General features: G+C 48.5%; 26 protein-coding genes. 10 read left to right on the forward strand and 16 right to left on the reverse strand.

The genetic code is table 11. The features are described from left to right. Positions 1-208 precede the first annotated feature (208 nt). The 3 genes from ACNY69_RS20255 to ACNY69_RS20265 are packed head-to-tail and all read left to right on the forward strand — an operon-like array spanning position 209 to position 3,202. Positions 209-1,300 carry a PD-(D/E)XK nuclease domain-containing protein gene (locus ACNY69_RS20255; protein ID WP_418799831.1) on the forward strand — a complete coding sequence of 364 codons (1,092 nt, stop codon included), beginning with the start codon at positions 209-211 and terminating at the stop codon, positions 1,298-1,300. A gap of 10 nt (positions 1,301-1,310) precedes the next feature. Beyond that, on the forward strand, positions 1,311-2,558 hold the full coding sequence (locus tag ACNY69_RS20260; protein WP_418799834.1) for a hypothetical protein: 1,248 nt from the start codon (positions 1,311-1,313) through the stop codon (positions 2,556-2,558). Next, positions 2,558-3,202 carry a hypothetical protein gene (locus ACNY69_RS20265; protein WP_418799836.1) on the forward strand — a complete coding sequence of 215 codons (645 nt, stop codon included), beginning with the start codon at positions 2,558-2,560 and terminating at the stop codon, positions 3,200-3,202. Before ACNY69_RS20260 ends, ACNY69_RS20265 begins: the two co-directional genes overlap by 1 nt. Positions 3,203-3,463: 261 nt before the next feature. Here ACNY69_RS20265 and ACNY69_RS20270 read toward each other — a convergent pair whose 3' ends face one another. From ACNY69_RS20270 to ACNY69_RS20280, 3 genes are read right to left on the reverse strand one after another with little or no spacing between them, the layout of a single operon-like run. After that, positions 3,464-3,802 carry a hypothetical protein gene (locus ACNY69_RS20270; protein WP_418799838.1) on the reverse strand — a complete coding sequence of 113 codons (339 nt, stop codon included), beginning with the start codon at positions 3,800-3,802 and terminating at the stop codon, positions 3,464-3,466. Further along, the gene (locus tag ACNY69_RS20275; RefSeq protein WP_418799841.1) at positions 3,799-4,047 is read right to left on the reverse strand and encodes a hypothetical protein; all 249 of its coding nucleotides are present in this window, start codon (positions 4,045-4,047) and stop codon (positions 3,799-3,801) included. The genes ACNY69_RS20270 and ACNY69_RS20275 overlap by 4 nt, the downstream gene beginning before the upstream one ends. A 33-nt stretch (positions 4,048-4,080) precedes the next feature. Then, a complete protein-coding gene (locus ACNY69_RS20280; RefSeq protein WP_418799844.1) occupies positions 4,081-5,004 on the reverse strand; it encodes a DUF1281 domain-containing protein in 924 nt (307 codons plus the stop codon). 406 nt (positions 5,005-5,410) lie between these two features. On the opposite strand from ACNY69_RS20280, the gene ACNY69_RS20285 reads away from it, so the two are divergent. From ACNY69_RS20285 to umuC, 3 genes are all read left to right on the forward strand, one after another. After that, a complete protein-coding gene (locus ACNY69_RS20285; RefSeq protein WP_418799847.1) occupies positions 5,411-5,566 on the forward strand; it encodes a helix-turn-helix domain-containing protein in 156 nt (51 codons plus the stop codon). A 279-nt stretch (positions 5,567-5,845) separates the two neighbouring features. After that, on the forward strand, positions 5,846-6,295 hold the full coding sequence (gene umuD, locus ACNY69_RS20290; RefSeq protein ID WP_418799850.1) for a translesion error-prone DNA polymerase V autoproteolytic subunit: 450 nt from the start codon (positions 5,846-5,848) through the stop codon (positions 6,293-6,295). 9 nt (positions 6,296-6,304) lie between these two features. Beyond that, positions 6,305-7,579, forward strand: a complete 1,275-nt coding sequence (umuC, locus tag ACNY69_RS20295; RefSeq protein ID WP_418799852.1) for a translesion error-prone DNA polymerase V subunit UmuC — start codon at positions 6,305-6,307, stop codon at positions 7,577-7,579. Between the two features lie 131 nt (positions 7,580-7,710). Here the strand turns inward: umuC and ACNY69_RS20300 are convergent, their stop codons facing one another. The 10 genes from ACNY69_RS20300 to ACNY69_RS20345 form a co-directional block, all read right to left on the reverse strand. Beyond that, a complete protein-coding gene (locus ACNY69_RS20300; RefSeq protein WP_418799855.1) occupies positions 7,711-8,112 on the reverse strand; it encodes a hypothetical protein in 402 nt (133 codons plus the stop codon). Between the two features lie 57 nt (positions 8,113-8,169). Then, positions 8,170-8,736: a hypothetical protein gene (locus tag ACNY69_RS20305; protein ID WP_418799858.1), complete on the reverse strand. Its 567-nt coding sequence runs from the start codon at positions 8,734-8,736 to the stop codon at positions 8,170-8,172. A 191-nt stretch (positions 8,737-8,927) separates the two neighbouring features. Then, positions 8,928-9,683: a DUF4145 domain-containing protein gene (locus ACNY69_RS20310; RefSeq protein WP_418799860.1), complete on the reverse strand. Its 756-nt coding sequence runs from the start codon at positions 9,681-9,683 to the stop codon at positions 8,928-8,930. Between the two features lie 96 nt (positions 9,684-9,779). After that, on the reverse strand, positions 9,780-10,493 hold the full coding sequence (locus ACNY69_RS20315; RefSeq protein ID WP_418799863.1) for a tyrosine-type recombinase/integrase: 714 nt from the start codon (positions 10,491-10,493) through the stop codon (positions 9,780-9,782). Between the two features lie 166 nt (positions 10,494-10,659). Continuing rightward, the gene (locus ACNY69_RS20320; RefSeq protein WP_418799866.1) at positions 10,660-10,941 is read right to left on the reverse strand and encodes a hypothetical protein; all 282 of its coding nucleotides are present in this window, start codon (positions 10,939-10,941) and stop codon (positions 10,660-10,662) included. A 434-nt stretch (positions 10,942-11,375) separates the two neighbouring features. Next, a complete protein-coding gene (locus ACNY69_RS20325) occupies positions 11,376-12,677 on the reverse strand; it encodes a putative phage abortive infection protein (protein ID WP_418799868.1) in 1,302 nt (433 codons plus the stop codon). A gap of 429 nt (positions 12,678-13,106) precedes the next feature. Continuing rightward, positions 13,107-13,400: a hypothetical protein gene (locus ACNY69_RS20330; protein ID WP_163763189.1), complete on the reverse strand. Its 294-nt coding sequence runs from the start codon at positions 13,398-13,400 to the stop codon at positions 13,107-13,109. Then, entirely contained in the window at positions 13,400-14,224 is an 825-nt protein-coding gene (locus tag ACNY69_RS20335; protein ID WP_418799871.1) for a ParA family protein, read from the reverse strand. The genes ACNY69_RS20330 and ACNY69_RS20335 overlap by 1 nt, the downstream gene beginning before the upstream one ends. 670 nt (positions 14,225-14,894) lie before the next feature. Beyond that, positions 14,895-15,158, reverse strand: a complete 264-nt coding sequence (locus tag ACNY69_RS20340) for a type II toxin-antitoxin system RelB/DinJ family antitoxin (protein ID WP_418799874.1) — start codon at positions 15,156-15,158, stop codon at positions 14,895-14,897. Between the two features lie 459 nt (positions 15,159-15,617). Then, positions 15,618-15,785, reverse strand: a complete 168-nt coding sequence (locus tag ACNY69_RS20345; RefSeq protein ID WP_418799877.1) for a hypothetical protein — start codon at positions 15,783-15,785, stop codon at positions 15,618-15,620. Between the two features lie 339 nt (positions 15,786-16,124). Here ACNY69_RS20345 and ACNY69_RS20350 point away from each other — a divergent pair, with 339 nt between their 5' ends. Next, positions 16,125-18,053, forward strand: a complete 1,929-nt coding sequence (locus ACNY69_RS20350) for an NACHT domain-containing protein (protein WP_418799880.1) — start codon at positions 16,125-16,127, stop codon at positions 18,051-18,053. Between the two features lie 289 nt (positions 18,054-18,342). After that, positions 18,343-19,463 (forward strand): IS3 family transposase gene (locus ACNY69_RS20355; protein ID WP_418799882.1). Its coding sequence is split into 2 segments (ribosomal slippage): positions 18,343-18,601 and positions 18,601-19,463, totalling 1,122 coding nucleotides; the frame shifts between segments, so codons are not numbered across the junction. A 196-nt stretch (positions 19,464-19,659) separates the two neighbouring features. Here the strand turns inward: ACNY69_RS20355 and ACNY69_RS20360 are convergent. Further along, on the reverse strand, positions 19,660-20,364 hold the full coding sequence (locus ACNY69_RS20360; protein ID WP_418799884.1) for a TetR/AcrR family transcriptional regulator: 705 nt from the start codon (positions 20,362-20,364) through the stop codon (positions 19,660-19,662). Positions 20,365-20,468: 104 nt separating this feature from the next. Between ACNY69_RS20360 and ACNY69_RS20365 the strand changes: the two genes are divergently transcribed. Continuing rightward, positions 20,469-21,518: an aldo/keto reductase gene (locus ACNY69_RS20365; protein WP_418799887.1), complete on the forward strand. Its 1,050-nt coding sequence runs from the start codon at positions 20,469-20,471 to the stop codon at positions 21,516-21,518. Positions 21,519-21,551: 33 nt separating this feature from the next. Then, on the forward strand, positions 21,552-22,676 hold the full coding sequence (locus ACNY69_RS20370) for a metallophosphoesterase (protein WP_418799890.1): 1,125 nt from the start codon (positions 21,552-21,554) through the stop codon (positions 22,674-22,676). A 901-nt stretch (positions 22,677-23,577) separates the two neighbouring features. Here ACNY69_RS20370 and ACNY69_RS20375 read toward each other — a convergent pair. Both ACNY69_RS20375 and ACNY69_RS20380 read right to left on the reverse strand, forming a co-directional pair. Next, a complete protein-coding gene (locus tag ACNY69_RS20375; RefSeq protein ID WP_418799893.1) occupies positions 23,578-24,555 on the reverse strand; it encodes an aldo/keto reductase in 978 nt (325 codons plus the stop codon). A gap of 91 nt (positions 24,556-24,646) precedes the next feature. After that, complete coding sequence (locus tag ACNY69_RS20380; protein WP_418799896.1) at positions 24,647-25,210, reverse strand: TetR/AcrR family transcriptional regulator; 564 nt, start codon at positions 25,208-25,210, stop codon at positions 24,647-24,649. Positions 25,211-25,275: the final 65 nt, after the last annotated feature.

The raw sequence follows: 25,275 nt of genomic DNA on the forward strand, positions 1-25,275 counted from the left end.
ATAGCGGACGTTGCTAACAGTATTTTTTCTGAAGCATGAGCAGTGATGCCCACTACTGATGGCTATCAGTAGTGGGGCTCTTGATGATTCAAAAAAAAAAGATTAAATTAATTAAGATTATTCTTATTTGATTAGTCGTATTGTGTAATGGGTCAAAACGGCATGAATCAATTTTTAGCTATATAAAACAAAGAACTATGGAGGAAGTGTGGGCGGAGAAACTAAGAATATTGATGAGATTGCAGGTATCATTTCCAGTAGGATTTTTGATGAGTTAGGCTGGAAAACCCAAAATACAACGGATATAAGCTGGGACTGTTGTTTAAGATCTCATCTAAACGCTAAACAACTTTTATCTGAAAACCCAAAAAAAACTCACCCTACGGATGTGGTCTTCAAATATAAAGACCCTTATTCAGATATAACTCAGTATATACAAACAGATTTGAAATCTTATTGTGCCAGCACGCTTGACGGCACAAAATCAATATTGAGCACTGTGCGGAGTTTATCACAACAGGTATCTTGTGCGCCAAGAAGTCCAGAGTGGCGGCGTCTATTTGTTGACAACTCAAATGAGCCGTACCAAGTTAACGGCCTGCTTTTTATATATAATCATGATAATGAATACGACTCCGATTTAATTGATAAATTAAATGGAGCAGCTACAGCAAGCTATGATTTCCCAGAGAACGCTGTGATTGCAGTGTTTGACCCAACTATGATCAGGTTTTTACTAGATGTTACAGAACACATTGAGACTAGAAGAGGAATTACTGACAAAGTAACACAAGAAACAAATATGTTATGGCAAAAAATTCCGGAAATAGAGAGTTGCACATATTTCTACCCTGATAAACATAATAAAATAGCAACGAAAGGGAAAATCCTTCCAGCAACAATTGAAATGATAACATCTGGTATGGTTTTTTACTCATATGAACACGCATACATTAGAAATGATGGTGGCGATAGAATAAGAAATAAAATATTGAATATCTTCTGGAAAGAAAAGGTTGATTCCAGTAATCATTTTATATTTCTTTTAGAGTATATATTTAATTATCAATTACTCAATCAATTTGACAAAATATTCGTTATAACTCCATTCTCACTACACTCAAGTATTCATTTGCAATCTGCCATTAATGATTACATAGGAATATATTCTTTCACTCAATCTCATATCGAGATGTTAAGGAATAAAATAGTATCCATTCCTTTTGTTAATCAAAAGTTATCTATATTTGAGTACCAAGTTGCCAGCAAGCAAGTGAATAGAAAATGTCACTTTTCATAAGGAGTATGACATGAATAAATATCAAGCCACGTTGTTTTCAAACGAAAGTGACATTTATACCGCCCTCCACTCTAATAGTGCAAAAATCACAGATGTTACATTAAGGAAAATCGCTTTCAACCGAGGATTGATTTTCCCATCTAACTTATCAAAAGAGGTATTGATAGAAAAAATATCAGATCTGCCATTTTCATATAATCATATCAGAGAAGTACAAGATAGACTGGCAACAAAGTCCAGCCAAGACGTCTTCTCAGTGAAACGGATATACGAAGAATTTGATATTGAGAAACTATATGACGTTGTAAACAAAGTTAAAGAAAATAGACCCAAGTTGCTAGGGCATGAGAAAATTGATCATTACTCAGGATTGCAAACCTACCACATCTCTATTGATTATACTGAATTTGATTTTAGAAGAGGGAAATTTCAGCAGAAAAAGTTGTATAGTGGAAGTATAATTTTTATAGTAAGAAACGGCTATGTTTCAGTGAGATATAACTACACTCCACGCATTTCAGAGATTCTCAACCAAATAATTCATACATATTCATCAACTGTTTGTGACAAAATTTTTGTCAACGAAATAGATTTGTCAAGTATCATTGATACTGATCTTAGAAATACTTTCGCTGTTCATCTTTATGATTTTGATGGAAATTATAAAAAAACAGGATTTGAATATGCTGGCCTTGAAAAGGTTCGAGTAAGCAGAATAAAAACACCTCTGGATATTAATGGAGATAATCTTGAAGGGAACCCTAAAGAAGAAAAACAAGAATTATCAAGCAAGCTTTTATCTTCTACTGATAACGAAAATGATGATGACATTAATAATCAGGAAATGGCATCTGACGACGATGAAAATCTAACCTTTAACATTAATAATGCCGCCTATGATGGCCTATCATTAGTGAATGCTCCTCAAATTAAGGAGTTGTGCAGTGATGGTTTTTATCGGAGCTTAATTCGATGGAAATCATTTTCCTCAGCAGTTAAGAACTATACTATAACTTTTGAACTCAGTTTTGATGATAAATATCTTGGGAGAAATATAAAATTCAGAGTGTTATATAAAGAAAGTAATTCTGCATCCACAGAGAGAGAAAAACTTAGTGATGCAGATTTTGATCAAGTCATGAAGCAATTAGAAGAAAAAATATTTTTGATCAATGACTTTATCATTGAAGAGCATACTAAGCGATACCCAGTAACGAAAGCTATGTCTTGCGAGACTTTGAATCAGGAGGCTGGATAATGATAAAGGTAAAAGTTTATAAAATTGAAAAGGATATAACTAAAAGTGAATTATTAAAAAAAGTAAATGACAACCTCTATGATGATGATAAAGGATATGGTTTTAGAATCACTAGCAATTCTGAAGTACTTGAGCTGAGATTTACCATGAGAAGTATAAGTAAGCAAAGCTTAGAATATGCTAATGGCGAACATTCTGAGGTTGAAATAGCAACTTATTTAAATGTGGACTTTGGCGTCAGACAAGGAAAGAAAATTATATTGTATGCCACTAACCCTCCTTTGAGCATGAAAGTGCCTTATACTATGGTGCAAAAAATATTTGGTGAAGATAGTGGGTTGAAACCAGTAGAATTTGATCTGAGAAAAGTTATAAATGGTCTTTCTGAGGGGTTTGACCTTAAGATAAAGTCCATGTCTTTATCTAACATCCCAGTGGATCCTTTTACTTTAGCAAAGACAAAAATAGTAAGTTCAAAGAATCTCCAAGAAATTTATCAGAATAAATATATGAATAGTTCAGCCGTTTTTGATTCAGTACATTTCTTTGTTAACGGAATTGAAACGGAATTATCTAGGACGGGGAGATTCCGTGTGAGAGAGAGTCAGCTTCCAACACTGTTATCCATCTTAGAAACTCTCTGAATTTTGCGAAATATTTGGAACTCGGGCCTACTTAGTCAGTAGGCCCTTTTTCTGCTTTGTACCTATCTCGTCATTGACCTGATCGTATTGATTCACACAGGATGCTGTTAGCAACGTCCGCTTTTCGCTCAAAGCAGACGTTCACTTTTCCTGTCCCTCGAAAATGGCCTTCTAAATTCTGCTCTCCACTTGCAAGCTAAGAGGGTATCTTATCCCTTACTGAAAGGATGCCGCCGGTTGGGGCGGCATCGGATTTGAATATCAGGGCCGGTAATCTTCCCACCGGCAGTCGCTGCGGTCGCAGATGACGGGCGCATCCGGCGAACCGTTCACCGTCCACTCATCAAGGAACCGCAGGCCGGTCAGCGTCTGTGCCTCACGTTCTTCAAGCAGAACGATGCTCTTCAGCCAGACGCTGCCCCGGTCAAACTGCCAGTAGCAGCCCTGCGAACAGACGGGACGTTCCGGAGGCCACCAGGTTTCCCCCATCCATTCGCATGCGGCTTCGGCCAGCGTAAAGTCCTGCCCGCTTAGCAGCATGTGGTATTCGTGTGAGGTGCTGCCTGTCTCTTCCTGATAACTGATCAGCCAGATGTTCATTCAGTCTCCCGCCGGGCCTTCACGCTTTCTGCGCAGTCGCGCATAAATCCCCAGCTGAGGCTGATGTCAGCATCGAGCATTCTGTCCGCCAGTTCGATCGCGGCAGCCACTTCACCAGGCGTAAGTTCCGGGTCAATGACCTCAAAGTCGTCCGCCAGCCAGACGTGGGCCACGCACGGCGTGTCCGGTGAAAATGCCGACAGGCTGGCTATCAGTCCTGCAAGGGTAAATTCTCTTTTCATCATTCTTTCCGGCGGGGCTTCCCCCGCCGCCTCCTGTCAGCCGCCATAATGGCCGATGTTGTTTACTATCCAGTCCGGCCCGATCACACACGCAATTCCGTCCTCGTCCTCTTCATCCCGCTCCAGCTCACCACAGCAACTGTCGGTCAGTTCGCCGTCGCTGTAGGCGGCGAATCCGCAGAAGTTACAGCCGCTTTCCGCGTACCAGTGCTCGGCAGTCACGCGGAAACGCTTGCTCAGGGCCTGAAATACCCGCCCATCAGGGGGAGACCAGGGTGTATCAAAATGCACTTCCATAAAGTCCGGCCCGCAATCCCCCACCTCCAGTGCATAGCCCGCTGGCCACTTCACACCGTACTGCGCGATATAGAACTCATAGCCGCCAGGCACACTGTCCAGCAGGCCGCCGTTAAAGCCGTTGATTTCCACATCAAGGCGGGTAGGCAGCAGCAGGTGCATGTCAAACTCTGCAGAGCCATCTGCAAGAGCATCGTTATCATTCGTGCGGATCCAGAACTCACTTACACGGCTCCCACGCACGCCTGACCAGTCAAAAAACTTGCGCTTCCATAAACTGTTCATCACCGCCTGTGCCTCATCATCCAGCCCATCCCACGTGCGGCTGCTTAGTCCGGTGGCCAGCCACAGGTCGTGCAGCCGGGCACAGTTTTCGTCCGTCAGTTCTGCGCCGCCGCGCAGTTGTGCGAGCCACTGCGTAAAGGCGCGGTTTTCCGGTGTGTCTTTACCCTGCCCCGCCGCCGTCAGTGCCGGGAAAGGCTCATACGTTTCGTTCGTTACCGGGCGTAGCAGACCGGCACAGCCCGCTAGGAACAGCTGGATACCCTCTCTTTCCGCCCGTGCATATGCAGGACGCATCTCTCCCTGCATCAGCGCCCGCACCTGACTCACGTTTTCCGCCAGACCGATCACACGCAGCCTGTTTGCACACCAGTTCGGCATGATTTTCTCCTCAGTAAATGGTTGCACGGCCTCACCTGCGCCGTGCCGACACAGCAGCCGGGCGCAAAGTGAAGCCGGCAGGGGCGACACCGGAAGCCGCATGCGCCGCCGGAGCGGACTGAATGTCCCGCGCACGGCGGGGAACGGGTGAGGATGAAGAGCGCCAGCGTCCCTTGCAGGCGAAGCGGCCCGGCTAACGTGAAGGCACGGCGCTGCCCGACGACAAGGAGGGAGGTACTCCGGGATTTCAAGGCAATAACAGTTGTCAGGCGACGCTGAATAGTTATCTGCAGAACCAGAAAAGAAAATCGGCGGCAAAAAGTGAGATAGCAAAAAATTTTTATTAAAAAAGTGCAATTTCTGCACTTTTTTGTAGATTATTATTTTAATAAAGGGAGGGAGCTTAATGACAGGCTGGCAGCTTAAACTCTGGCGCAGGAGTCTGCTATGGAGCAGAGAACGTGCAGCAGCTGAACTTGGTGTCAGCCTGCGTACTTACAAGGATTATGAAAACGCGGATACGGTAAAACGTTCAATAGCACTGGCCACCGTTACACTGTAACTTATTCACATGCTGCCATCATTGCTAAATCATGAGATCAGTAAAGAGAGCATGGTGCATTTGGTTAACCAGATGGTCAGCACCGTAGATGAAAAATAAAATATTAATATTTTCAATAACATGAAAATTTAAAAAGGGATAAATGTTTCGCTTTGCTTGTCACGCAAATTCGCCTCCATAATACTGTACAAATAAACAGTAAAAGAAAAGGAGGAATTTTATGCGTTATCTATGCAAACAGATTACTACAGCGTCTCGTTACGTCAGGAATACGGGACTATGAGACCGGCAATCTATGCTGAGGGCCTGACGGTTTTATGGCCAGCTCTTTTCACGCCGCCTGTGAAAATCCCTTTATATGGCGAATACTGCCCCGCAGGCTTCCCTTCACCGGCTCAGGATTATGTTGAGAAAGAACTTGATCTCAATGAGCTATGTATTCGCAGAAGGGCGTCGACCTTCTTCGTCCGGGCCAGTGGTAACAGTATGCAGGATCTTGGCCTCTGTGATGGTGATGTCATGGTGGTCGACCGCGCCGAAGAGGCCTCTCACGGTGATATCGTTATCGCAGAGGTTAACGGCGAATTCACAGTTAAGCGGCTGCAGCTTCGCCCGCGCCTTGCGTTACTGCCCATGAATCCGGCTTACGCCATTATCTATCCGGAAGAACTGCAGCTGCTCGGCGTCGTCACCTGGTTCTTCAGCAGTACGCGTGCACGTGGGAGGTAACCCATGCACATGTTCGGACTGGCCGACGTCAACTCATTTTATGCAAGTTGCGAGGCACTATTCCGGCCCGATCTGCGTGGCAAGCCCGTCATCGTGCTCAGCAACAACGACGGCTGTGTCATTGCCCGCAGCGCCGGCGCCAAAAGACTTGGCATAAAAATGGGCGATCCCTGGTTTCAGATTAAGAGGCAGGATTATTCAGAGCGGGTCCATGTCTTCAGTTCAAATTACGCGCTGTACCATAGTCTCAGCCAGCGCGTTATGACGGCCTTGGAAGAAATGACACCCCGCGTGGAGCAGTATTCAATCGACGAAATGTTCCTGGACCTGACCGGCATCGACGGCTGCGAAGACTTTGAACACTTTGGCCGGCGCCTGCGCACGCATGTGCTGGCTACGACCGGCCTGACAGTTGGCGTGGGCATGGGTCCGACTAAGACTCTCGCAAAAAGTGCTCAATGGGCGAGTAAGGAATGGCCACAGTTCCGTGGTGTGCTGGCGCTGACGTCGGGAAATACCCGGCGTACCGAAACCCTTCTCTCAAAGCAGCCAGTGGAAGAGGTCTGGGGAGTTGGCAGGCGTATCGGTAAAAGGCTTAGCCTGATGGGGATCAGTAATGCTCTGCAGCTGGCGCGCGCGCACCCTGCCCTTATCAGGAAAAATTTCAGCGTGGTGCTTGAGCGTACTGTCCGTGAGCTTAACGGTGAATCCTGTATCCCACTTGAAGAGCTGCCACCTGCTAAGCAGCAGATTTGCTGTTCAAGGTCTTTTGGTGAGCGCATCACCTCAAAAATGCTTATGCAGCAGGCGCTTTGTCAGTATGCGACCCGGGCCGCTGAGAAACTTAGGGGGGAACGTCAGTTCTGCAGGCGCATCAGCGTTTTTATCCGGACATCACCTCACGCTGAGAATGAGATTTTCTATGGTAACAGTGCCGGCGAGAAGCTCAGCCTGCCAACTCAGGATACACGCGATATTATCGAGGCCGCTATGCGATCGCTTGACCGCATCTGGTTAGAAGACCGCCGGTACATGAAAGCCGGCATTATGCTCGATGACTTCACCCCAAATGGCGTCAGTCAGCTGAATCTCTTTGATGATGTGCAGCCGCGGGCCAACAGTGCGCAGCTGATGAAGGTACTGGACGGTATCAATCAGTCCGGGCTGGGTAATGTGTGGTTTGCAGGACAGGGGGTGAGCACGGAGTGGAAGATGAAACGGGAGATGCTTTCACCGGCGTGGACAACAAGGTGGGATGATATTCCTGTTGCGAAAATTATTTAATTCACCTTAAGCACAGATTTAAAACCACGGCATTTGGAATACAAACGTAATACAAAAGAAATACAATATCATCTAACAGGTGCGTTTTATTGCACTAATAAAAGAATCAAACCCGCCGAAGCGGGTTTGAATTAACCTATCTTACGCAGTTTAGCAGAACCCGCAAGCATACCCGCTCGCCGTTCTAAATCTGGCTGGGGCTTCCATTCGGGAGTAGTGCGAGTTTGAGCAGAACTAGCCATAACGGTTTTTTTGACCTTTGAAGGTGCTATGCGCTGCTTCTGGCCTACATGGACAATTCGCATAACAGCCTGCTCTACGATTTTATTTAATGTCGGGTTCGCTGGATTTCCGGATGCCTGAGAAATCTGACGTTTGATCGCAACCAGTTCTTTTACAACGTCACGATACTCACCCGTGAAATCGTCAAGAGAAAGGGCAGCAGGCCTAACATCTTTATCTGTGCGTGATGACGCTTCAGCCTTTGAAGTGGCCTGGGTAAAATTTGCTCTTATGCTTTTAACTTTTGCCATGTCTTGTACCCCTTCATGAGACATGCATTATACCACGCATGCTCATTAATTGCTCGATTAGTAGCCTAAAACCTTTTTAACTAACACCTTTGCACGGATGTCACAATTTCGCTTTTCCCGCGATTGGTCAGCAGCATTAAGCTCATAACCTCGCTGACGATATAGTGGTACGAGAGACTTATCAGGCTGACTTACAGCGACTTCTTTCGCCTCATAGGCAAATGCAAAGCTTTCAGCGATGATTAAACCAATAGGAAGCATATACCCCAGTAGAGGATTTGGGTAAGGGTTCGACTCTAGGTAGCGCAGTGCAACATTTATGCGCTTTCTAGATAATTTGGCTAAAAACATACCGCACAATTTATCATCACACCATATGCTGACATCAAGCTTATCACGTCGTTTGTTACGCTGACGCAGCCAGTTAAGATCAATTCGCAAGCCTACGCGATCAGGATGATTGCGCCACGCCGGATGTACAATTGACCAGTGGTCCGGTTCTATTCTCTCAAGCAAGATGCGCTCTATAACCGGGATATCTGCAAGAAACTCATCAACGATACGTTCGTAGGCAATCGAGAGTGCATATTCCCTTTTTTCTCTGTGCTCCTGAGGAGTTCCCATTTTTCAACGCCTGTAGCTAATAAATGTGTTACAATTGTAATACATAATCATGCATTTTAAAATAAATTCGTGCTTTCATCCTGCTGGTACACAGTAAAGGAAACACACATAAAATTCCTTGCAACGTAAATTGCGCAAATCATATGCATTACATACGTCAGACACAAAAACCAATAGCAGCGCGTGTATATTTACTTTCTGGCAAACGCCTTATCCAGGCGGGCGATATGGCCTGATATGTCAGCAGGCTTGTGATAAAGCTGCTGAATAATAATCTCAAGCACTTCACAAGCATCATCTAGATGACTCTGCATTATAGGCTGACCGTCATGACTTCCGGCGTTGCCGAAATGTTTGAGCGCCATAAATGCATCATAGTGTGTACCGAGCAAATGAGGATAGTCCTCAATCCTCGCATGCAGCTTAAGAAAATGCTGTCTCTCAGATTTTGTCAGTACCACACGAGGCACATTCACATCATCAAGCAAAACCTCAAGTAACGAACGAATAGCATTGGCTGCAGCGGAAGGATGTGCAGTCAGTAATGATGAGATATCGGTAAGACGCGTCTTAACTTTTTCAGGGCAGTTTTCGTTAGTCTTAAACAGCGGAAGTGGAGGATAAAAATGCCTGGCCTGAAATAACTCTATGTATTCCGGTTCAGGATGGCCATGAACATCAAGCTCCCAAATGTCATCAACAAAGCCAATGCCTGAAACAGCTACAACTTCTCTACACTCAGGTCGGGAACACTGAACCATACAACTAAAGATGTATGTATAGTCACGTGGATCGAACCAGCCATGATGCTTGTTCATCCTGGTGTATCTGTTCATATCGTATCTGAAGGTGCTGGCATCTATAGCCAGCGAGACTGATTCACAGGCAGGACAGAGCCAAGCCGGGCATCGATTAGATGGAAAACTTGAGAAAAGTGGATGTGACATTTAGCGCTCCATTGAGTCAGGTTAATTTCAGCCTATTCAAAGATGACAATACGTTTATGCAGGCCAAGTGAATTACACTTGTAATACAAATGAATTTCATTTTCGTATTAGCATACCCGCAAAATCCTGCGCATCCAGGTTAAAGCGGATCCCCAGCTGCGGCGCCACGTCCAGCGCAAAAACCTTAAGGTACTGCTCAGTGCTTTCATAGCGCTCGTGTCCCATATAGGTCTGGACCACTTTCGGCGGCACGTGATTCAGGAACAGGTGCATCGCAAAGCTGTGCCTCAGTGTTCTCGGGCTGATCGGCGTGACAGCAAAAGCAATGCCGGCCGCACTGGCTCTGTCGTTCGCCTGCTGCAGCCAGCTCCATGCCGTTTTCCGCGTTACCGCAAACAGCGGGGTGCGCCGCCCGGGCCGGAAGGTGGCAAGATAGCGATGCAATTCCCGGACGAAGGCGCCATCGAGGAGTGGCACCACGCGTGCGACCTTCTCGTCCTTTGCCGGACGTCCCCGGCCTCGGCTGCGCTGCTTGAGCGTACGCAGGCGGACAAAAGGACGCGGACCGTCCAGCTGCAGATCTTCCGGGGTCACCATCAGCGCCTCGGTAATGCGCGCGCCGCTATTCCACAGAAACGCAAACAGCATGCGCTGACGCTCGTCGTCAAAGCAGCTCAGCAGCACGGCCACCTCAGGCGCCAGCAGGTACTTCGGCAGGTCGTGCTGTAGCAGCGCCATGCCACGCAGGGCGAGTGCCGTTTCCCAGCTCTGTGCAGCCACACCGGTGGAGCCGGCCGTAGGCATCAGCATGACATACTCCTGACGTGCATTTGTATTACCTCTGTATTACGGATGAAACACGTAAGGACTGCATAAGTCGTATTACCGCAATCCGGTGCAGAATGTGAACCGGCGCGCATAAGTATGACAATTGAAATACTTTTGTCATACACAACACACCTCAGGACCCTATTTTTCAGGGCGCGAAACCGTCATCCTGTTCCGGTTCGTCATGAACCCGGTGAGCGGGCGGGGCATCCGGATACTCCTCACGCCAGCGGTCCAGCGCGGCTGCCGGCGCTGCCGGATAGTACTGCTCAGAGAGATGGCCGGATCTGCTTAGCCACAGAATCAGGGTGCTCCCGTCACGCTGTGCGAGGGTGAGCACGCCACGCTCCAGGAGCGTAAGGCGCTCTGCCGGGGTAAGCGTAAGCCCGCCCGGGCTCACCGCAGGAATGTCTTCCAGTGATACCGTCATTAATATCGTCCTCGTCTGAGACTGTCAGTGGTCGCAGGCACCTTGTTACGAATGTAATACACAGGTACTACACCGGTGCGCTGGGCGAATTTTTTCGATTTCGCAGGGGCAAACCCCGTCAGATTTCAAAATCCGTAAATCGTCCTTCTAACGTCTATTCTGCCCCCGTACAGAAGCTGCCGCCACCGGAATAAATCGCGGGCGTGCAAAGGGAAGGGTAACAAAACCCAGTGTATTCCGGTATCGGTTACGCAGCAAAACCACGGCTCCGGCCCCGATCGGACGGGATTTATTCGCAGAATCGACCTGCAGGCCGCGTGGTGTCAGGGCTGAGGCCGGAAGGGTGGTGAAGGGGAGGGCGGGTAACCGTATGCCTGTTTTGTTACCCATTAAGAAAAGAGACACTGGCGGCTGGCTTTATCAGCCGCCCGCTGTCAGGCCATCAGGCGCTGGCTCAGTACGGCACTGTGAAAATCTGACAGCCGCTGCTTTTCACGCTGAATGTATTTACGGTCTGCATCACCGCTAGCTAACGATTCCAGATGTTTTTGCCAGGCAAGAAACTGCGTACAGCCTTCCCAGAATTCGCTCTGTCCCTTAATACTCACATGATTATTAGCATCGTATATTCTGATATAGCAGTCACCGGTCAATGCTAAGGGGTCTTTATCTTTTAAAATTGACAGGTAATTATTAACATAGCTTTCATCAACGTCTGGCAGTTGATTATAGAAATCCAAATCGGCCTTTCCGGTTTTTTCCATTTCAACTACCGCATCATCCGATGATTTAATATATTTCCTTCCATATAAATCATAAATAAATGTCCTCGGATTAAGATTGTCTTCATTACGAGTCAAGTAATCATCACGGTCCTCGCCTGCTTGATTTTCAAAATCCACCACTATCGTTCTGAGGCATTCAAGAGACTCAGAATTAAGGGGGTTATCAAAAATACAGGATACTATAAATGGGATCTTGAATTTCGCATTCGTCAAATCATGATTAACCGCTCTGATTTTCATTTCCTCTCCGTGATTCGCACTCAGGCCGATAAGAACATCACTTTGGGCATTACTGACGGCATCCTTGTCCAGCCCTGGAGTAACGTCAACGGCATTGAAAAAAAGAGCGTGTTCAAAGAAATCAAACTTCCTCAACAGCCTCTGATATTTTCCGTAGTCGTTTTCCTTATTGTCTTCGATAACATAGCTCGCATTAACCGCAACAAGGAACAGGACGTCGTTTCTGATAAGTGACCTTACAATGGAAGAATACTTTTTTTTATCCTCTTCAGTTGCATTATCGATGTAGTGCGCATCGATATGACGCAAAAGATGGTATAGCACACGCATGTACGGGCTGATGATGTTGTGTCCCTGCAGCGTTTTGAATGCTGTCAGATGGTCAGTTTCCTCAATGAGTCCGTCGAGCAGCTCTTTACCTTTTTTGGTATCGAGGTAGGATTTTACAATATTCAGCTGCTCCTTATGCTGCTCAAGAAGAAGGTTATAACGGCTGATAAACTCATCTCTGCGACTGGTTCTCTGCGTGTGAAGAAGCGTTGCTTCTGACACTTTTGTGCTGTTTGATGTAGCAATGGCGGCACGCGCCGTGTATATAGCTGCAAGGGTGGTTACAAGCAGCATAGGTTTATCGCTAATGTTGTCTATGTAAGCCTTTACAGGACTAAACGCCTTAATCAGCGCTGTTGTAAATTCATGAATCACTTCCATCTTATATTTTCCCTCATTATGAACCCCAACTTTTCGGGGTTACCTGTTTAAACTGTCGTACAAATGTAATGCAAAATAACTCTTTTATCATTAACTAAACATCATCACGTCCGCTTTCATCGCGATATGAAAATGTTTTGTGCGCGTCATCATGGGTTTGTTGCTTGTGAGCACAACGTTCGTTATTTACGGAAGCTCATTTGCAGCTAACACATCGTTTGATACATATAACCAGAACGGTAAAAAATATGCACTACTGAAGGTTTATGGCGAAAATGTGTTTATGCAGGAAATTGTAGATGGAAAGAGGGTAAGTGAAATTACCCATTTCAATGCCCAGAATATGACTAGGATGACTTTAACCAGTAATTAAAGCGAAAAGGAATGTCTGGCCGGAAGCGCTCTAACTGCGCTTCTGGCCAGAAGCAATCAGAGATACTCTTTCACCATTTTAACCAGCTTTTCAGGTCCTGCCTGGTTGGCCAGATAAAGTGCCGCGCGAAGGATGGTTGAATCAGTAATGGTTTTGCTTGGCGCCAGATCCTGAACGGCACCGGTCAGCTTTGCACACATTAGCTTTTCGTCCGCCGTCAGGCGAATCGTTTTCGGCGTCTCACTGGTCGTCCTGTTACGTTTACTTCTGACATTAGTCAGGCGATTTTCCTGCTCTGGCTTTGCTGCTGCAGGCTTTTGTACCTGTGGACGTTCGAGTTTTCCGGCCATCAGTAGGCTCCTTCTTTGATAGAGATGATTTCTTTGGCCATCGCCCGGTAGTCATTCAGCACCAGTGCACCACGCTTGTAAAAATAGAGGGGTTTGCATACCACTTGAGCCTGAGCAATGTTTTCATCCGCGCGAATACGGGTCTCAAGCACGTTATTTTTAAAGCGCTCATTGCCTTCAAGCTCATCCTGCAGGAATGTGTTCATCTTCTTTTTTGAGCTGTTGAATTCATTCCGGAACAGACTGTAGTGCGAGAACTGTTCTTCTTTTATCTCATCCAGATAGTCGAGCACGGTTTCGGCTCCGGTCAGTGAGAAAGAACCGCCATCAATTGGAATAATAACGTGATCGGCAACATACGCGGCATTGGTTGACGACAGGTTCAGCGCCGGCGAGCAGTCGATAAGGATAAAATCAAACTCACTCATCACAGGTTTAAGGTGACGCAGCATAATCTTTTCGCGATGTGGCCTTGCCATGCTGTTTTCCATGACGCGCTCAAAAGAGGGGTCTGACGGAATCAGGAAAAGGTCTGGAATATCCTCTTCCCCGTTTTTTGCAGGAATAATCACATCACGCACGTCGAACTTTTGATTATTATATAAATCGCAGATTGTCGGACCAAACTGAGCATAGAACTTTCTGCCGTGCGTCAGCACTTCTGTCGCGTTCGCCTGCTGGTCTGCATCGATGACCAATACACGTTTCCCCATCTGCGCCAGAGCAACTGCAGTATTTGTAGTAGAGGATGTTTTACCCGGACCGCCTTTGTTGCTCATTGCTGCGATAACAAAAGCCTGCCGTTCAATCCCATTTCCAGCCATCTATGACCTCCTAGGCGTAATTCTAAAGTAATACATTTGTAGTACTACTATCCTTACTTTCACCCAAGAGATCAAGCGATATAAAATACAAATGTATTACATGTGAAATACACTAGTTTTGAGCAATAGAGCTTTCAGGAAGGCTTCAGACTTGGAGTTGCGATCATATTACAGCCTCGTACGGGTTCAACTTAACGTCTGCGCCCTACAGCAGAACGGCGTTGGGCTTTCTTTCTGCCTGACGCCGGCTGTTCTCAAAGATGAAGTAAAAAAATGCGGTCACGGCAAAAATGACAAGCAGCCAGGATAAGAAGTCACCGCCCATGAATCCTGCGAAGTTCTCTGCCATTTTATTAACAATCATACCGGACGTCCTGTTTCGTAAGATGCCGGGACGTCATAGAGATCGATTCAGGTTGCCAGCTGCCAGTAATAACTACCGATCTAGCTCTCAGCAGAAGTCAGCGTGGCGGAGAGATCAGTCGCGGGGTCTTCAAGCGCCAGAATAGCCCGCCTCAGCTGGATCGTCAGCCAGCGCCATTAGTCGCCGGTGTCTTCGTCGCCTGTACAGGGCAGCGTATCGCGGCAGCTGACGCCAGCCATAAATTCAGTGTTTCGGTCAATATCTTGCTGCAGCTGGCGGCAGCGGTGCAGGCAGTGCCGGATTATTTCAGGACGTTCCGGCGCACCGGCTGGCATGCCAGCCACGCGGCTGAGCAGCGGACTGACCGCACGCAGCCTGCTGCAGCAGGCTGCGGTAAACATCCTCCGGGGATTCCGATACCGGACGGACACGAAACGGCAGCCGGCTGTGCTGGGCCACATACAGATAAAGGTGGTTGACGGCCTCGGTCGGGCTGACGCCGTGGCGGGCCAGCACGTCCTCAGCCTGCGCCTTCAGATGGTCTTCAATACGCACAGTCACGGTCTCCATTGTGGCCCCTTCACGGTGCGCGGATGCTGCCAGGCAGCAACGAGCTGACTGTCGGCGGCGCGCGCATCCAGCTGGGTTTTCTGCAGCCACTCTGGCCGGTTTAGCGGCATACTGCCGTGGGCGGCCTGCTCTGTCACATACCGCGCCCACAGGCAGCCCTGCAGGTCGTCGCGCTTCTGAACACCCAGCGGCCTGTTCCGGTTCTGGTCGCTGAAGGTACGGCGGGGCCGCAGCGGGCGAAGATACTAAATGTAGTGGTTCTATCAGCTGCTGAAGGCACAAGATAAGGGATTCCGGATGCAGAGCGGCCGTTGGTCAGAATACCGCTAAACCGCAGTGGCGGGAGAAACAGAGAGCAAAAGGGCACAGCGGGAGGTCATTGCGACAGGGAACGGTTACGGGCGTGACGGATAGCGGGCTAATGAACGGGCAGCTTGGGTATCTGGATGCGGAGTGGATTCAGGCGGACCTGCGCGCAGGCGTCAGCGCATGGCCTATCATGTAGGCGCCCGCCAGCCAGAAGGCCGCAATGATGATGCCGGACGTCGCGCCGCCAAGGTCGTGCGGCATCCACGTCATAAACGCCTGCGTGCAGGTATCGATCAGCTTATTCAGTTCTGTATGCATTATTTTGTGCCTCTGCTTAAGTCAAAAACGCATTATCACGCAAACGTTGCTGCGCGTCACTCTTGATCATGGATACTCAGAAAACAGTACAGCGGGCGCGTCAGGGGATTGCGCTCAGACACGGCGTCAGCTATGCGCTGGCTCTGCCGGCGGATGTGTTCTCTGAAGACACGGCCAGATCGTGACCTCATTCTTCGATTTCCCAGCGCACAGTTCCGTCACATATTATTTGCTTAAAATCTTGTAGTTAGCTAAAAACCCTCCTAGAACGCAGGATGATAGTGGTTCCAACCAGTCAGGCAAACAGAAAATATTTTAGCAGTTTTAAGGAGTAATATTATGGTAGAAGCAATTATTGCAAAGGGTTTACAACTCGTAGCAGTAAAAGTCGTTGAAGTAATGCTTAAAAAGGTTTTAGACTCTCCATGGTCTAATCAGTTTGAAGATGCAAAAGAGATAGTTAAAGAATTACTGAGCGATTTTTCTAAAAATAGATTTGCCGAGAAACATTTTCAGCAGACTCTTAAAATGCGCACACTCATCAACCCTGATCATGATGTAATGCTCTCGGATATTTATCATCCAATGACAATTTCCACTGCATCTAATGATGATAAATTAACTGTAAAAGATGGCTTTACCCTTACATTTAGCGGAGTTGTAAATATCATTGGTATAGCCGGGCAAGGGAAAAGCACAATATTACGCAAGCTATTTCTTGAAGAGATCTCGAAAGGTGATAGAGTTCCTTTTTTTATAGAACTTAGGAATGTTCCTGACGGTGATGTACTGGCATACTTTAAAGATCTACTTAAAAGTTTTCACGTTAATGTCACAGACTCAAATGTTGAATTTTTGCTTCAATCCAAAAAAGTAGTTTTATTATTAGATGGTTTTGACGAAATTCGCCAAGAAACTACAATTAAAGCCTTTAATTCAATTATGCAACTGAATAAAAGCTATGCCTGTCCAGTTATAACTACAAGCAGGCCAAATACACAGGTTTGCCAGATGCCTGGCATCCAAAACATGTTTGTCGAAACAATAGATTTAGTTGATAAACTGCACATATTGAATCTGATTGAGCGACAGGATAACAGATCTAATAAAACAACATTTCGAAATCTTTGCGATCTACTGATCGAGAACACTTATCTTGAAGAAACCATTAATAATCCTATTATGGTTACGCTTCTATACCATTGCTTTCCATATATGGACGAAGTACCAAAAGATATCACTGATTTTTACCGGCAGCTGTTTGGCGTTTTATATGCACGACATGATAAAACAAAAGGTTACAATGACAGGGAAAGAGAGTCAGGCATTGAGACGGAACCCGCAAGAACGCTATTTTCTAACATTTGCCTTAAATCATTGTTAACCGAAGAATATCAGCTCGATTCACATAAGCTTCATCAACTTGTAACAAGTGCTCTTAGTAGCCATGGGTATGATAAAAAACTTGCAGAATCATTTACTAATGACCTTGTAAAAATAACATGCTTGCTGCAGTCTGATGGAAATGACCGATTTGTTTTTCTCCATAAGTCTGTACAGGAGTTCTTTGCTGCATGCTCTATTACAGCTATTAATGATGATAATATCAAAAGCGATATTTATAAGCACTTAAGAACCTCACTCATTTCATCGCCCAAATTCGACAATTTATTGCAATTTTTATACTATTTAGATAAGCCATCATTTATCAATGAGATTACAATTGAAACTTTCAGGCTATCTGGATATGACAAATTTGCCAACCAACCTTATGAGCATGTAACTTCTCTATTTGATAAGCTAATATCAGATGGTATGCTCTATGGAGAGAGCTCAGCAGATTATTCCCATGTGAGATTACTGCGCTTTTCGCCTATAACATCACTTTTAAAAGTTGATTTTCTTAAAGTAATTAATGGAGAAAAAAGGGATCCGTTCTCCATTGATAACATGGATGAAAAGTTTGAAGATACAATCACAGTAGATATTCATAAAGATGATCTTTCAGCTTACTCTTATGTAAAAAGTATTACCACGCCTAACTCAAAAAAAGTTCCTGTAATGGGCGCCGAGGAAAATCAGAGAGAGAGCTATAAATTTGGATATAAAGAGTACCTAATAACTCATGGGATATATGATTATTATAAGGAAGTCTTTTATAATACTATTGTTGATTTTAATGATAACGTTTACAAAATAAAGCTTAATGAAGCACAGTCAATGAAAGACGCAATGCGTGAAAGCTTTGGCTTTTTAAATAAACTTTAGTTTTCATAGTATTTTCTACGATAGAGCGCCTGTGTTTAATGCGGTTATATTTCAGGGCGATCCTGAAATATAACCTTAGCTCAGCAGGTCGCCTTGCCTAAAGTTCTTATGCAAGGTAGATACTATTTATACACTTTTCTCGGGCAATTCCGCTTGCTGCCAGATTGGCATTTATACAGCGACAATTTTTAGTGCTTTTACCCAGCAGGTTTTAATGGTGACCTGCTCCCCGTTGATTAATACACCGCGATGTTAGTAATGTCTTCATAAGCCACATGAGGACAACCCCATGAAGAAGCGTTTTTCCGACGAACAGATCATCAGTATCCTCCGCGAGGCTGAAGCCGGGGTTTCTGCCCGTGAGCTCTGCCGTAAGCACGCCATTTCCGACGCCACCTTTTACACCTGGCGTAAGAAGTATGGCGGTATGGAAGTGCCCGAGGTTAAGCGCCTGAAGTCGCTTGAGGAAGAGAACACCAGGCTCAAGAAGCTGCTTGCCGAAGCCATGCTGGATAAGGAGGCGCTTCAGGTGGCTCTGGGGCGAAAGTACTGACGACAGACCAGAAGCGGGAAGCCGTGGTGTTGATGTGCGATGCGACCGGTCTGTCGCAACGTCGTGCCTGCCGGCTTACAGGTTTGTCCCTGTCGACCTGCCGCTACGAAGCTCAGCGTCCGGCTGCCGATGCACATTTATCAGGGCGTATTACTGAGCTGGCGCTTGAACGCAGACGTTTTGGTTATAGGCGCATCTGGCAGTTGCTGCGTAGGGAGGGCCTTCACGTCAATCACAAGCGGGTATACCGTATTTACCACCTTAATGGACTGAGCGTAAAACGCAGACGACGCCGTAAAGGGCTGGCGACCGAACGCTTTCCGCTTCTTTGCCCGGATGCGCCGAACCTTACATGGTCGATGGATTTCGTTATGGACGCACTGGCCAACGGTCGCAGGATCAAGTGCCTGACCTGTGTGGATGATTTCACGAAGGAATGTCTGACGATCACCGCTGCTTTCGGTATTTCAGGCGTTCAGGTCACGCGTATTCTGGACAGCATCGCGTTGTTTCGGGGGTATCCGACGACAATAAGAACCGATCAGGGCCCGGAATTTACCTGCCGCGCGCTCGATCAATGGGCCTTTGAGCATGGCGTGGAACTGCGTCTTATCCAGCCAGGCAAGCCGACTCAGAACGGATTTATTGAAAGTTTTAACGGACGATTCAGAGATGAGTGCCTCAATGAACACTGGTTCAGCGATATAGTCCACACAAGGAAAACGATTAATGACTGGCGGCAGGATTATAACGAGTGCCGTCCACATTCATCTCTGAACTACCAGACTCCGGCTGAATTTGCCGCGGGCTGGCGAAACGGGAAATATGAAGAAAAACCAACCGACATTACTAACTGAAGGTTGTATCTAATCCTGGGGGCAGGTCAGCAGTATTTAGCTTCGGCATTAGGACAGCGTACTGCATGCCCTTAGTGCGAACCACCCCATGACATTTGGGTTGTGGCAGCTATACCTGAGACAAATAGGTTATGACATTAGGGACTTTCGGAGGGGAGCAACAATGACGGTAAGCACGCTCACATGGCCTATCGCGTTATTCATGTTGATGAGCCTTTCTAAGTGTTTCGGATGGGATTGAAAACGTCACAGCTGTTGCAATACCAAGGGCAGGTAACAGCACGCCGTCGATGACGCTGGTGAGGAACTGCAGTTCAAAGGGCTTGCGCTGGATCAATGCACGATAGGCCGCCATGGATGGCATCACTTGCGAGGCCGTATTTATATCGGCTCCGGCCTGAACTTCCCCCCGGTTAACTGCACGCTCCATCAGCCGTAGATTTGCGCTGGCCCATGGCTCTACGATGGCGGCATTGCCAGCTTCGGCCAGCTCGGGATGCTGCGAGAGCACTGAGGCCAGGCCGGCCATGATCCGCATCTTGCGCTCGCCCTCCTGCATACTGGAAGGTTTAAACAAACCAAGCAGGTCGCCGCGCAACGTTCCGGTATCTGGAAGCGCATCCAGATCAACCTGCATACGCTTCAGGTGCGCCACTGCATCGATGATCAAGTTGGCTTTGGACTTCCAGCGGCGGTAGGCCGCTGCTTTTCCAGTCTTGGCCCGCAGCGCCACCATGTCCATGGTCATTCGCTCGTAGCCCACCTCAGCCACGACCTCGATCGCAGCATCAAGGATAGCAGCGTCTAGCGCCGGATCACGCTTGCGTCCACGAGCGGGAGCTTGGATAGCCGGCCCATTTTTAACCTGATCAGCAGCCATTACGGCAACCTGCTTTTTCATTACTTATCCTCATTGAGTTGATTAACGATACCGCCTAGTTACGGAACTTGCAAGTTCCATATTTCTGTGGCTTGATAAGTCCTCATTTTAGAGGAGTTATCAACATGCGCTATAACCGACTTGGCACCACAGGTCTGTTTGTCTCAGAGCTATGCCTTGGCACGATGACATTCGGAAAGCCTGAGGCAAAGTACGCCGCAGCGGGCGGCCTTGAATACCGTGAGGTGGAGGCCATCATGGACTGCGCAATCAACGCGGGCGTCAACTTCATCGACACCGCCGATGTGTATTCTGGTGGCCAGGCTGAGGAATTGATTGGCCGCGCAGTGAAGACACTGGGCGCCAAGCGTTCGGATCTGGTCATCGCCACCAAGGCAGGCCACGCGACCGGCCGCGGTCCCAACCAGGCTGGCAACTCACGCGGACACCTGATGCGCCAGGTAAAAGAAAGCTTACGACGCCTGGACACCGATTATATCGACCTTTACCAGCTGCATGGCTGGGACCCAGCGACGCCTATAGACGAAGCGCTGCGAGCGCTTGAGGATATGGTTGCGCAGGGCTACGTCCGTTATGTCGGCGTATCGAACTGGGCCGCATGGCAGGTAGCTAAAGCTATGGGTGTGTCCGGGCAGCAAAATCTGGCGAAACTTCAGTCCTATCAGGGCTACTACTCGCTGGTCGGCCGTGATGCCGAGCGCGAAGTCTTGCCCATGCTGGCTTCGGAAGCGTTGAGCATGATCGTGTTCAGTCCGCTGGCAGGCGGTTACCTCACCGGGAAATATCGCGACGGCAAACAAAGCGGCCGGCGCTCGACCATCCAGTTCCCACCGGTCGATGAAGGCCGTGGCACATTGGTGCTGGAGGCAATGGATGCCATATGTGGCGCGCGCGGGTTGTCGATGGAAGCGGTGGCACTGGCCTGGCTTCGCCATCAGCCTGAGGTGACCAGCATCGTTCTGGGCATCACTCGGGTTGAGCAGCTGGAAGCCAACCTGGGCTGTACCGAGGTTGAACTGTCGGCAGAGGAACTCGCGCAGTTAGATAAGGCCAGCGCGCTGCCGATGGAATATCCCGGTTGGATGATCGCCAACGGCAGCACGGAGCGTCAGGCCCTTATGGACACTGGCCTGCGACCACGCCAGGAAGGCTAAGCAAACGATCCCGCAAGACAACAGGACTTTCGAATGTTCCACATCATGTTTTCGTTGCCGGGCCTATATGTCATCGCTCGCTTCCTGTGGCCTTTGCCGCTTGCGCTGCCGATTAAGATAGGACTTGGGCTGGCCATTCTGGTTGGCTCGCAGTATCACCTGTTTTGCCGACTGTCTTCAGGAAGTGTCTTCTCACCCGAGATGTCGCGCAGTGCGGTGATTGGATTCAATTGGGCCTTCATCTCAATCCTGCTGCTGTTTTTCCTGCAGCTGCTGATCGATGTGTTGCACATCAGCGTAAAGCTAGCGGCAGGCATCACTCTCCAGGTACCGTCAGCGGTGTCCTCCTGCAGCTTGGGACTGGGATTACTGGTAATCGCAGCGATTGGTGTAAGAAACGCGATTGTCTCGCCGGTCGTACGACACATCGAGATCGCGGTCAGGGGCCTGCCGGAGGAGTTCTCCGGCTACCGCGTGCTGCAGCTGACCGACCTGCACATCAGTCGTTTATTCGATCAGCAATGGGCTCAAGCTGTGGTCAGGGATGCAAATATGATCGGTGCCGATCTTATCGTGGTGACCGGAGACCTCATCGACGGTTCGCTGCAGGATCGTAAGCTGGACGTAAGTCCCTTAAAAGAATTGCGTGCCCGCGATGGCATCTACTTCATCACGGGTAATCACGAGTTCTTCTTTGACCATGTCGACTGGCTTGAGGAGGTCCAGGCATTGGGCATGACGGCGTTGGAGAACCGGCATGTCGTATTACGGCGAGGCGCAGGCTCGCTTGTACTTGCCGGGGTTACTGACCTCACGGCGTCCGACACAGGCTTTACTGGCCCGGATGTCCGCAAGGCCATTGCAAATGCGCCAGCGGATGCCCCGATCGTGCTGCTGGATCACCAGCCCAAACGAGCAAGCGTGGCGGCTGATCTGGGCATATCGTTGCAGCTTTCAGGACATACTCATGGCGGCCTGGCACCAGTCCTGGATCGTCTGTTTGCATTGGTCAACGGTGGCTATGTCTCCGGACGCTACGACGTTGGAGGCATGCAGCTTTACGTCAGTAACGGAACTGCACTCTGGCCCGGCTTTGCCTTTCGGCTGGGCAAGCCGCCAGAGCTAACGTGCGTCACGCTGAGAAGATCTATGAGGTAGCTAAAAGGCATATCCGTTAGCTGAACTCAAAACCCTCAGCGAAGCGAGTGCGTTAGTGCCGGTGTCTCACGCCTGAATGATTGCGCAAAATAACGCCCGCCGCGAGGCACTCCGGACGACCCATACAATAAAAACAGATACTCAGACAGTATTTCTCAAATGGAACTGACTTATCGGTTCACATGCCGTGGTTGTAAAAAAGCACGCACGCAGCACTAAACAGTTTTTCGAAGGCGATTTCAGAACCTGCATATAAAAATGTCATGATCTGTCTCTTTACGCAGTCAGTAGATAGACCAGTCTGCTTACGAATGAGGCTGAAGCAACCAAAGTCTGCATTTTTAATGGGCTAGGCGAGCCAGGATAAGCTGTTCTGGTGAACAAAATGCAATAAATAAGGCAGTCAGACCTGCCGTATCAATAGCATGTTGACGCCAGCCGGTGTTACATATTGAGCGCCGCCTGTAACCTTTAGCCTATTTAGATACGAGAGTTAATGTCCGCTTCTGGCACAGAGCGGACTGACGTCAGGCCAACGTCTGCGATGAGCGAAACACGGATGCTGTATTAGTACCGATTAAAAACGCCAGACTGATGCTGTCAATTTCCGGTCCTGAGACTTGATTGAATGAAGCTATGCAAATCTCTGTCAGATTTCGCACGCCCAGGGTAAACGCGAAAGCACCACAGGCTGCATTCTGAATGGACCCATTCAGGAAACTGATTCGTGCAGAGTAAGGTTATCTTCAGATGTCAAAAGCTTCTGTTACCTGTTATCGAAGTTGTCCGGAAAGTAAGAAAAACAGGAGTGCCCCGTAAGACTGGTTATCAGAAAATCATGTCGGTGACACGATTTTCTGATGTCTAAAAGAAACTGACGGAACGTTGCCTAAATGTCAGATCACCACAGCAAGGGAGCTCTGCCCGGAGCGGATGCTGTAAGGGCGCTTACTTCATCCAGCGTCCGGATTTGCTCATGCGTCAGCTGTAAATCCAGCGCCCCCAGATTATCATCAAGCTGGCTGAGTGAACGGGGGCCAATAATCGGCACCGCACCGTGCGTACCTGCCCAGGCGATAGCAACCTGTCCCGGACTGGCCTGATGTTCCGCAGCAATGGCCAGCACGGTATCGAGAATCTGTGAGCGCTGTGCCGAGTTTTCCGACTGAAACACGCGACCACCGAAGCCTTCCGCTCGCCCTTTTTCTCCCTGCCGGTATTTGCCCGTCAGCATGCCGCCGCCCAGTGGCGACCATGTCACGATGCCAAGTCCCAGATCAAATGAGGCAGGGAACAGGTCCGCTTCGGGTTCACGGCGGACGAGGCTGTGTTCGAACTGGGCCGCGGCAATGGGGACTGCACGGGTCAGTTCAGCCAGCGTTGCCGTCCTGGCGAGCTGCCATGCCGAAAAATTAGAGAGTCCGGCGTAAAGAATTTTTCCTGCGCGTGCCAGATCTTCGAAACCCCGAACCAGCTCCTCTGCCGGCGTGATGCCATCGGGCCGGTGTGCCCAGTAGATGTCGATACGATCCGTCCTGAGGCGTCTCAGGCTGGCTTCCACCGAGGCAATCATCGCCTTGCGGCTGTTGCCGGTGACCAGGCGGCCTGCATCCGGCGCGGCGCCGTCAGTAAATTTTGTCGCGAGGATGAATTCTTCACGGCGTCCCTGCATGAGCTGCCCGAGAATCTCTTCTGATTCTCCGAACTGATAGGTATCAGCGGTATCGATAAAGTTGCCGCCCGCATCGGCGTAAGCATTAAATATCTGTCCGGCTGCATCCCGCTCAGCACCGTATCCCCAGCGGGTACCAAAATTACCTGTTCCCAGTGCAACCTGAGAAACGCGCAGGCCTGTTTTACCTAAAGCGCAATACTTCATATCTGTTCTCCGTCAATGAACGTCTCTTCAGAACCGGAAGCCTTCATATTTTGTGATGAATACCGGTACAGGACTGAGCCGGTTTACCGACTCAGGAATTTATCTCTGGCGGCAGAATGCGCTGACGGCATGCGTCGAGGATTTCATCTGCAAGGGGAGCGCTGTCCGGGCACGCGCGCGACAGGACGATAGCCCCCAGCGCCTGCGCCAGCAGGGCGATCTGTTGTGCCCGCGCCTGATGAGTATCCGCGATGCCGGACGCCTTGTTCATTGCAGCCAGAATGCTTTCAATGCCATCGGCAAATGCGGCTTTAACCGTTTCCGGCTGTCGGGCTGCATCGCCAGCCAGTGCGGCCAGGGTGCATCCGGTTGCGCGGGCGTCACGGTGTTCGCGGGAGAGATATTTGCCAAGGAACACGGAGAGATCTTCGCCGTCAGAAGCCGCAAGGATTTGCGCAAGTCCGCAGCTTGACGCCTCCGCCATCAGATCGGTTTTAGAACCAAACTGCTTATAAAAACCACCGACCGTGAATCCGGCCGCAGCCATCAAATCGGCCACGCCAATCCCATCGTAACCCCTTTCCCGAAAGAGAGTTGATGCTGTTTCTACCACATGCGTACGGTTTGCCTGCGCCTGTGCTTTGGTCACTTTCATATCTCATCCGTTTATGCGTTCAGAGAAATCTGCTCTGCATACTATACATAGATTATGGTTGTAAT

Source organism: Pantoea graminicola (genome assembly GCF_048452665.1).
In the GTDB taxonomy this organism is placed as follows: domain Bacteria; phylum Pseudomonadota; class Gammaproteobacteria; order Enterobacterales; family Enterobacteriaceae; genus Pantoea.

What these genes read in the sequence shown, in the direction of transcription:
- ACNY69_RS20265 (WP_418799836.1), top strand. Translation starts at nt 2,558, where the DNA reads ATGATAAAGGTAAAAGTTTATAAAATTGAAAAGGATATAACTAAAAGT.
- ACNY69_RS20330 (WP_163763189.1), bottom strand. Translation starts at nt 13,400, where the DNA reads ATGGCCGGAAAACTCGAACGTCCACAGGTACAAAAGCCTGCAGCAGCA.
- ACNY69_RS20325 (WP_418799868.1), bottom strand. Translation starts at nt 12,677, where the DNA reads ATGGAAGTGATTCATGAATTTACAACAGCGCTGATTAAGGCGTTTAGT.
- ACNY69_RS20305 (WP_418799858.1), bottom strand. Translation starts at nt 8,736, where the DNA reads ATGGGAACTCCTCAGGAGCACAGAGAAAAAAGGGAATATGCACTCTCG.
- ACNY69_RS20280 (WP_418799844.1), bottom strand. Translation starts at nt 5,004, where the DNA reads ATGCCGAACTGGTGTGCAAACAGGCTGCGTGTGATCGGTCTGGCGGAA.
- ACNY69_RS20365 (WP_418799887.1), top strand. Translation starts at nt 20,469, where the DNA reads ATGCGCTATAACCGACTTGGCACCACAGGTCTGTTTGTCTCAGAGCTA.
- ACNY69_RS20360 (WP_418799884.1), bottom strand. Translation starts at nt 20,364, where the DNA reads ATGAAAAAGCAGGTTGCCGTAATGGCTGCTGATCAGGTTAAAAATGGG.
- ACNY69_RS20345 (WP_418799877.1), bottom strand. Translation starts at nt 15,785, where the DNA reads ATGCATACAGAACTGAATAAGCTGATCGATACCTGCACGCAGGCGTTT.
- ACNY69_RS20370 (WP_418799890.1), top strand. Translation starts at nt 21,552, where the DNA reads ATGTTCCACATCATGTTTTCGTTGCCGGGCCTATATGTCATCGCTCGC.
- umuD (WP_418799850.1), top strand. Translation starts at nt 5,846, where the DNA reads ATGAGACCGGCAATCTATGCTGAGGGCCTGACGGTTTTATGGCCAGCT.
- ACNY69_RS20375 (WP_418799893.1), bottom strand. Translation starts at nt 24,555, where the DNA reads ATGAAGTATTGCGCTTTAGGTAAAACAGGCCTGCGCGTTTCTCAGGTT.
- ACNY69_RS20340 (WP_418799874.1), bottom strand. Translation starts at nt 15,158, where the DNA reads ATGGAGACCGTGACTGTGCGTATTGAAGACCATCTGAAGGCGCAGGCT.
- ACNY69_RS20285 (WP_418799847.1), top strand. Translation starts at nt 5,411, where the DNA reads ATGACAGGCTGGCAGCTTAAACTCTGGCGCAGGAGTCTGCTATGGAGC.
- ACNY69_RS20270 (WP_418799838.1), bottom strand. Translation starts at nt 3,802, where the DNA reads ATGAACATCTGGCTGATCAGTTATCAGGAAGAGACAGGCAGCACCTCA.
- ACNY69_RS20300 (WP_418799855.1), bottom strand. Translation starts at nt 8,112, where the DNA reads ATGGCAAAAGTTAAAAGCATAAGAGCAAATTTTACCCAGGCCACTTCA.
- umuC (WP_418799852.1), top strand. Translation starts at nt 6,305, where the DNA reads ATGTTCGGACTGGCCGACGTCAACTCATTTTATGCAAGTTGCGAGGCA.
- ACNY69_RS20315 (WP_418799863.1), bottom strand. Translation starts at nt 10,493, where the DNA reads ATGCTGATGCCTACGGCCGGCTCCACCGGTGTGGCTGCACAGAGCTGG.
- ACNY69_RS20275 (WP_418799841.1), bottom strand. Translation starts at nt 4,047, where the DNA reads ATGATGAAAAGAGAATTTACCCTTGCAGGACTGATAGCCAGCCTGTCG.
- ACNY69_RS20260 (WP_418799834.1), top strand. Translation starts at nt 1,311, where the DNA reads ATGAATAAATATCAAGCCACGTTGTTTTCAAACGAAAGTGACATTTAT.
- ACNY69_RS20320 (WP_418799866.1), bottom strand. Translation starts at nt 10,941, where the DNA reads ATGACGGTATCACTGGAAGACATTCCTGCGGTGAGCCCGGGCGGGCTT.
- ACNY69_RS20335 (WP_418799871.1), bottom strand. Translation starts at nt 14,224, where the DNA reads ATGGCTGGAAATGGGATTGAACGGCAGGCTTTTGTTATCGCAGCAATG.
- ACNY69_RS20380 (WP_418799896.1), bottom strand. Translation starts at nt 25,210, where the DNA reads ATGAAAGTGACCAAAGCACAGGCGCAGGCAAACCGTACGCATGTGGTA.
- ACNY69_RS20350 (WP_418799880.1), top strand. Translation starts at nt 16,125, where the DNA reads ATGGTAGAAGCAATTATTGCAAAGGGTTTACAACTCGTAGCAGTAAAA.
- ACNY69_RS20310 (WP_418799860.1), bottom strand. Translation starts at nt 9,683, where the DNA reads ATGTCACATCCACTTTTCTCAAGTTTTCCATCTAATCGATGCCCGGCT.